Origin of the sequence: Kistimonas scapharcae, assembly GCF_039540975.1 — a bacterium.
GTDB lineage: Bacteria > Pseudomonadota > Gammaproteobacteria > Pseudomonadales > Endozoicomonadaceae > Kistimonas > Kistimonas scapharcae.
The window spans coordinates 21,762-28,422 of record NZ_BAABFL010000444.1 but is presented as its reverse complement, the minus strand read 5'-3'; the positions used below and the strand labels follow the sequence as shown (position 1 = coordinate 28,422).

Sequence of the window (6,661 nt, the reverse complement as noted above, 5' to 3'; positions counted from 1 at the left end):
ATTCCGAGACTGGCAAATATTATCGAATACGCCTCATGCTGGCTGCCATGTGGTCTGCACAGGAGTTTTTGAGTACTTACATGAAAACGAAAGTATTCATCACGATATCAGGGAGAGATTGGCCGACAATATTAACCGGTTTTTTGTTGTGCAATCTGTCCAGTCAGATGCCCCTGTTTCATTACTAGACAGATTATTGCTGTCGATGGCATTTACTAAGATGAGTGATCAAACCGTCACCAAGAAAAGGATTCCACACGCTATCGTACTTGAGGGCTCCTTGAAAGCTGGTGCTCAAAAGATGGTTCTCAGAAGGTTTGGGACAACCACGATAACGCCTTTCTTGAGCAGCTCTCTTCTCCTAAGTCCTGTTGGATTTTCCAGTTTGCTTCAGATGTTTGACAGGCAACAATTCTGGATAAAACCACTACAAAAAAACGCGCCTCAAAATCTTGAATATTCTGTAAATACAAAAGGTTAGCTATCCTTTCTCTGGTAATTAAACAGCATGCTTCCACTTTGCCCGAAGAGTTAAGACCGTAGCTCTATTGACAATTATTCAATGCTGCCAAAAACGCCATTATCGGTCAGGTCAGTCAGCAGCGCTGTCCAGGTTTCTCGTTCGTTGTCAGTCAGATTTTCCACCAGACTGGCTGAGATATGGCGATTATCACAAACTGCCATGACGACTGCGTTGAGCGAAACGGGCAATGTATAGTCTTGACCGTTGGCAAAAAAATACACCGCATCGTCATTTTCAGACAGGTACCAAGCAAGCCGTGCGTCATCAGCCACCCATACGTCAGCCGTTAAAGGCTCGGGATCAGTCACGACATTCTCAGGGTACTTGGGCTCAGTCATCAGTCGACCAAACCAGCGAGCGACCTGTTCTGGGTTATTGGCATATTGGTGCAATATCGCTTGGACACGGGTGATAGCTTCAGCGGAAATCTCTGCTGGATGGGATGGCACCTTGAGATCCGGATCGGCGTAACGCAGGAAATCGGATAAATGGTCATTGAGCCAAAGCCCATAATCACTGACCACCTCTCCATGGGAAGGCGCACGAAAACCGACGGACACTGTCACACAATCATTGGAGGTTGCCGTACCCCAGTGGGCGACACCGGGCGGAAGATAGAGCATATCGCCCGGCTCCATGTGGAAATCCTGATCGGTTTTGAACTCTGCCAGAATTTTCAAATCCGGATGGGGTAGCAGGGGGCTGGTATCATCGCATAACTGGCCACTTTGCCAGTGCCGGTTACCAGACGCCTGGATCAGGAAAACATCGTAATTATCATAATGCGGGCCGACTCCGCCACCCTCGGTGGCGTAACTGATCATGATGTCATCCAGCCGCCAATCCGGGATGAAACGGAATTCATTCAACAGTTCTCGAACCTCTGGCACCCAGTGATCGACAGCCTGGACGAGCAGCGTCCAGTTGTCAGGGGGGAGGTTCACGAAATCCTGCTCTTTAAACGGACCTCGCTTTAATACCCATTCCTGATCACCCAGTTGCCGTAGCAAGAGGCGTGATTCAACGGATTCCTCGCAGGCCAATCCGGCCAGTTCATCAGGAGACATGGGAAGCGTCCAGTCAGGCAGAGCCTGCCTGATCAGCAAGGGTTGTTTTTGCCAGTATTGGGCAAGGAACTCGCTGGCGCAGAGATCGCCAAGTACCGGGAAGCGGAGAAGGTTCATGAGCAAACCTGTTACAGAATCCAATAAAAACGCCGGCATTTAGCCGGCGCTTAGACGCTCAATCAAACAGCTTTTGCCTGATCGGCGGCATTGCCGGTATAGGCTGACGGCGTCAGTGCCAGCAGTTGAGCCTTGGCATCCGCAGGGATTTCCAGCTGATTGATAAAGGTCTGCATACCTTCACGGGTAATGGCTTTACCTCGGGTAAAGGCCTTCAGCTTTTCATAAGGCTCAGCAATCCCATAGCGACGCATGACGGTCTGAACGGGTTCGGCAAGCACTTCCCAGGCATTGTCCAGATCTTGGGCCAGGCGCTCCCGATTAACTTCCAGTTTGCTGATACCTTTCAGGGTTGCCTCATAAGCGATCAGACTATGACCGATACCGACACCCAGATTGCGAAGCACGGTGGAATCAGTCAGATCCCGCTGCCAGCGAGAAACGGGCAGCTTGGTCGCCAAATGGCTCATGATGGCGTTGGCCAGGCCAAGGTTGCCTTCCGAATTTTCAAAATCGATCGGGTTGACCTTGTGCGGCATGGTGGAAGAGCCGACTTCACCGGCAATCGTCTTCTGGCGGAAGTAACCCAACGAGATATAACCCCAGATATCCCGATCAAAATCAATCAGGATGGTGTTGAAGCGCGCCAGTGCATCAAACAGCTCGGCAATGTAGTCATGGGGTTCGATCTGGATGGTGTAGGGGTTCCAGCTCAGACCTAGTGAGGTAATGAATTCAGACGCCAATGCCGGCCAATCGATCTCGGGGTAGGTGGCGTAATGGGCGTTGTAGTTACCAACGGCTCCATTGATTTTGCCCAGCAGCTCAACTGTGCGTATCTGCTTCAGCTGGCGCTCCAGACGATAAACGACGTTAGCCATTTCCTTGCCCAGCGTAGTGGGGGAGGCTGTTTGACCATGGGTGCGAGAGAGCATGGGGACATCGTGGAAGTCATGCGCCAGGGAGCGGATTGCATCACACAGCTGAATCAGGGGCTGAAGAATCGCGTCTCGACCTGCCTGAAGCATCAGACCGTGGGAAAGGTTATTGATGTCTTCCGAGGTACAGGCAAAATGCACGAATTCAAGTGCCTTGGTTAGTTCGGCATTCTGGGTCATCTTCTCTTTCAGGAAGTATTCGACCGCCTTGACGTCATGATTGGTCGTACGTTCAAACGTCTTGACCTTCTGAGCGTCGGCTTCAGAGAAATCGTCAATAATGGCATTTAGCAGCTGATTGGCTTCAGCGCTGAAAGGCGGCAACTCAGCAATAGCGGGTTGCTGACTGAGATGCTGGAGCCAGCGAACCTCAACCATGACCCGAAAACGGATCAGGCCATATTCACTGAAAATCTCACGCAGCGGACTGGTCTTGCTGCCATAGCGGCCATCAACCGGCGAAATCGCTGTCAGTGCAGACAATTCCATCAAAACCCCCTTGATTTGAAGCGGTTAACCGATCGTTATCGGGCAATATCTGCCGGATAGGATCTGGGAATGGGCTGAAAAATTGCGCGGCATTCTACCTGAAAAATGCCGCGGTATCAGGTTTTGTTGCGTTGGTGATCGATAAGATCAGTGACCTTTGAGCAACTGGTCAATCGCGGCAAGCATTTTATTGCGACCAAATACCAGGTGCCAGCGGCGTCCACCGACCTGTCGCCACAGGATGGCAGAGCGCATTCCAGCCAGCAGGGCAGCCCGGATTTTGTCGGCACAAGCCTGGTTCTGCAGGTGCCGAATATCGCCCATAACCTGGATTCGGGTTTTGAATGTGCTGATCGTATCGAGATAAATGCTCGCAAGACTGGCCAGCACATTCTCGTGGGTAGGGGAGAAGTGGCGAGCCTGATCACTGGCGCGATCAATACGCTCGGCGATGGTGCTCATCATCCCCGGATTCCCACGTAATTTCCGCTCCAGATGAATCAGCGTCAGCGAATAGCGTATCGCATCGGCTTTTACTGCATCATGATTGCGTTGCAACACATCCCTGAGGGCTCTGAGGCCAGCTGTGACATTCCCGGCACTGCCACCATAGACATCCTCGACGCTATCAGGATTGGTGACAAAGATGCTGTTGATGCAGACAGCCAGCTCATGTTCAGGCACCTGGGCCGTTTTGGCAATTTTTTCTACCAGCGTGGCGGCCTGAAACAGGCCGGCCAGTGCCAGGGTACGATCGAGATCTTGTTGATTCACAGCTCCATTGACCCCCTAACATCAACCCGAAATCATGGTTTTATGGGCAAAGCGTTGCTCAATAATGCCACCGCCAAGACAGACATCCTGATCGTAGAAAACAACGGACTGGCCAGGGGTTACCGCACGCTGAGGTTCGTCGAAGAGGACATGATAGCCGCCATCTGGCTTTCGTTGAAGTGTGCAGGCCTGATCTGTTTGACGATAGCGGACCTTGGCCCGAAGTTTGTCTGGTACCAGCACAGGATCGTCATTAATCCAGTACACCGTGTCAACGGACAGGGCTTCGGAGAACAGACCGGGATTGTCGTTGCCCTGACCGACGATCAAGACGTTGCGAGTCAGGTCTTTCTCAATGACATACCACGGCGCATCATCGGCATTCTTAAGTCCGCCAATGCCCAGCCCTTGTCGTTGCCCGATGGTGTGGTACATCAGACCGCTATGGCGGCCGATCACTTTCCCTTCTTCGGATTCAATATCGCCAGGCTGGGCAGGAATGTACTGTTTCAGGAAGTCGCGGAAACGGCGCTCACCGATAAAGCAGATTCCTGTACTGTCCTTTTTGTTGAATGTCGCCAGCTGGTGCTGTTCGGCAATGGCCCGCACTTCGTGCTTTTCCAGCTCTCCAACCGGGAAGAAGCTGCGTGACAGTTCCTGCTCGCCGACTGCATGCAGGAAATAGCTCTGGTCCTTGTTGTTATCTAAACCTTTCAGCAGCAGGGTATGTCCGTCACGGTCTGAACGGCGCACATAATGGCCGGTTGCTATGGCGTCAGCACCCAGCTCAAGCGCGTAATCGAGAAAGGCTCTGAACTTGATTTCCCGGTTGCAGAGAATGTCAGGGTTAGGGGTGCGCCCGGCACGGTATTCAGACAGGAAATGTTCAAAGACATTATCCCAGTATTCAGCGGCAAAATTGGCCTTGTGAAGATGGATGCCGAGCCGGTCGCAGACGGCCTGGGCATCAGCCAGATCCTGGCGGGCCGTGCAATATTCTGTGTCATCATCTTCTTCCCAGTTCTTCATGAACAGGCCTTCGACCTGATAGCCCTGCTGCATGAGAAGGAGCGCTGAAACAGAGGAGTCGACACCGCCGGACATACCAACGATCACACGGGTGTGCGCGTTATCGGTCATAAGAATGAAAACTAATTAGGGGTTAGACAGGGCGTCAATTGTAATGATGCAGCCCAGTACGTCCAGCGCCAAAACTCATACGGTCAGAATGTAGCTATAATTTAGGCGTATAACGAAGCTCGAGCGTGGTTTGTACGCATTTCTGTAACAAAACTACATTTATTCTTGGCGTGCTTTGGTATATCTTATTGCGCCAAACAGCCATGAGCGATAAATGTCGAGCGGGGCAGTAACCGATCCGAGCCATCGCCAGCACTGCAGTGAATGTAGCAAAACTACAAGAACAGGTAAGCTGCCGGTTATCGCCAGCGGCATAAAAAAGTCCAGATTACGGAGTAGATAATGGGATATCAGAAGATCAAAGTTCCGAAAGATGGTGACAAAATCACTGTAAATGCCGATCTCTCCCTCAATGTTCCCAATCATCCGGTTATTCCCTATATCGAAGGCGACGGTATCGGTATAGATGTATCGCCGGCCATGCTGAAGGTGGTTGATGCCGCTGTTGAAAAGGCCTATGGCTCAAGTCGTTCCATTGTCTGGATGGAAGTGTTCGCCGGAGAAAAAGCGGTGGAAGTGTATGGCGATGATGTCTGGTTGCCGGAAGAAACCCTTGAAGCTATGCGTGAGTACAGTGTTGGTATCAAAGGGCCGCTAACCACACCTGTGGGTGGCGGCATTCGTTCCTTAAACGTTGCATTGCGTCAAGAGCTGGATCTGTATGCCTGTATCCGTCCTGTTCGCTGGTTCAAAGGGGTTCCCAGCCCGGTGACTGCGCCCGAGAAAACTGACATGGTTATCTTCCGTGAGAATTCGGAAGATATTTATGCCGGTATCGAGTGGCAGGCTGACAGCCCGGAAGCGAAGAAAATCATTCGTTTCCTCAAGGAAGAAATGGGGGTTGAGAAAATCCGTTTTGATCAGGGTTGCGGCATTGGCATCAAGCCTGTTTCCAAAGAGGGTACCCAACGCCTGGTTCGCAAGGCTATTCAGTTTGCCATCGATAATGACAAGCCATCTGTGACACTGGTTCACAAAGGCAACATCATGAAGTACACCGAAGGTGCTTTTAAAGAGTGGGGTTATGAGCTGGCTCGGGAGCGCTTTGGTGCAGAACTGCTTGATGGTGGTCCATGGCACAAGCTTGTTAACCCTAAAACCGGCAATGAAATCATCATTAAGGATGTTATTGCTGATGCTTTCCTTCAGCAGATCCTGATGCGCCCTGATGAGTACAGTGTTATTGCAACACTGAACCTGAACGGGGATTACATCTCAGACGCCTTAGCAGCTGAGGTGGGAGGCATCGGCATTGCACCGGGTGCCAACATTGGTGGCAGTGTTGCGATTTTTGAGGCAACACATGGCACAGCACCCAAATATGCCGGTCAGGACAAAGTGAACCCAGGATCACTGATTTTGTCTGCAGAGATGATGGTTCGCCATCTTGGCTGGTTTGAAGCGGCTGATATGATCCTGAAAGGGGTTGAAGGTGCGATTGAAGCTAAAACCGTTACGTATGACTTTGAGCGCTTGATGCCTGATGCAACATTGTTGAAGTGTTCTGAATTTGCAGATGCGATTATCAAGAATATGTGAGATAGCCATCATAA

The 6,661-nt window shown here is 51.1% G+C and carries 6 protein-coding genes; 2 read left to right on the top strand and 4 right to left on the bottom strand.

From position 1 onward, the window contains the following. On the top strand, positions 1 to 481 hold a 481-nt coding region (locus tag ABD892_RS18950), incomplete at its 5' end, for a hypothetical protein (RefSeq protein ID WP_345197612.1). 74 nt (positions 482 to 555) lie between these two features. Here the strand turns inward: ABD892_RS18950 and ABD892_RS18945 are convergent. From ABD892_RS18945 to mnmA, 4 genes are all read right to left on the bottom strand, one after another. Then, positions 556 to 1,707 carry a JmjC domain-containing protein gene (locus tag ABD892_RS18945; RefSeq protein ID WP_345197611.1) on the bottom strand — a complete coding sequence of 384 codons (1,152 nt, stop codon included), beginning with the start codon at positions 1,705 to 1,707 and terminating at the stop codon, positions 556 to 558. Positions 1,708 to 1,769: 62 nt separating this feature from the next. Continuing rightward, complete coding sequence (purB, locus tag ABD892_RS18940; protein WP_345197610.1) at positions 1,770 to 3,134, bottom strand: adenylosuccinate lyase; 1,365 nt, start codon at positions 3,132 to 3,134, stop codon at positions 1,770 to 1,772. A 147-nt stretch (positions 3,135 to 3,281) separates the two neighbouring features. Then, positions 3,282 to 3,908 (bottom strand): high frequency lysogenization protein HflD, encoded by a 627-nt coding sequence (gene hflD / locus ABD892_RS18935; protein WP_345197609.1) that lies wholly within the window; start codon positions 3,906 to 3,908, stop codon positions 3,282 to 3,284. A gap of 21 nt (positions 3,909 to 3,929) precedes the next feature. Then, positions 3,930 to 5,048 (bottom strand): tRNA 2-thiouridine(34) synthase MnmA, encoded by a 1,119-nt coding sequence (gene mnmA, locus ABD892_RS18930; RefSeq protein WP_345197608.1) that lies wholly within the window; start codon positions 5,046 to 5,048, stop codon positions 3,930 to 3,932. 342 nt (positions 5,049 to 5,390) lie between these two features. Here mnmA and icd point away from each other — a divergent pair, with 342 nt between their 5' ends. Next, positions 5,391 to 6,647: an NADP-dependent isocitrate dehydrogenase gene (icd, locus tag ABD892_RS18925; RefSeq protein WP_345197607.1), complete on the top strand. Its 1,257-nt coding sequence runs from the start codon at positions 5,391 to 5,393 to the stop codon at positions 6,645 to 6,647. The last annotated feature ends 14 nt before the right edge of the window (positions 6,648 to 6,661 follow it).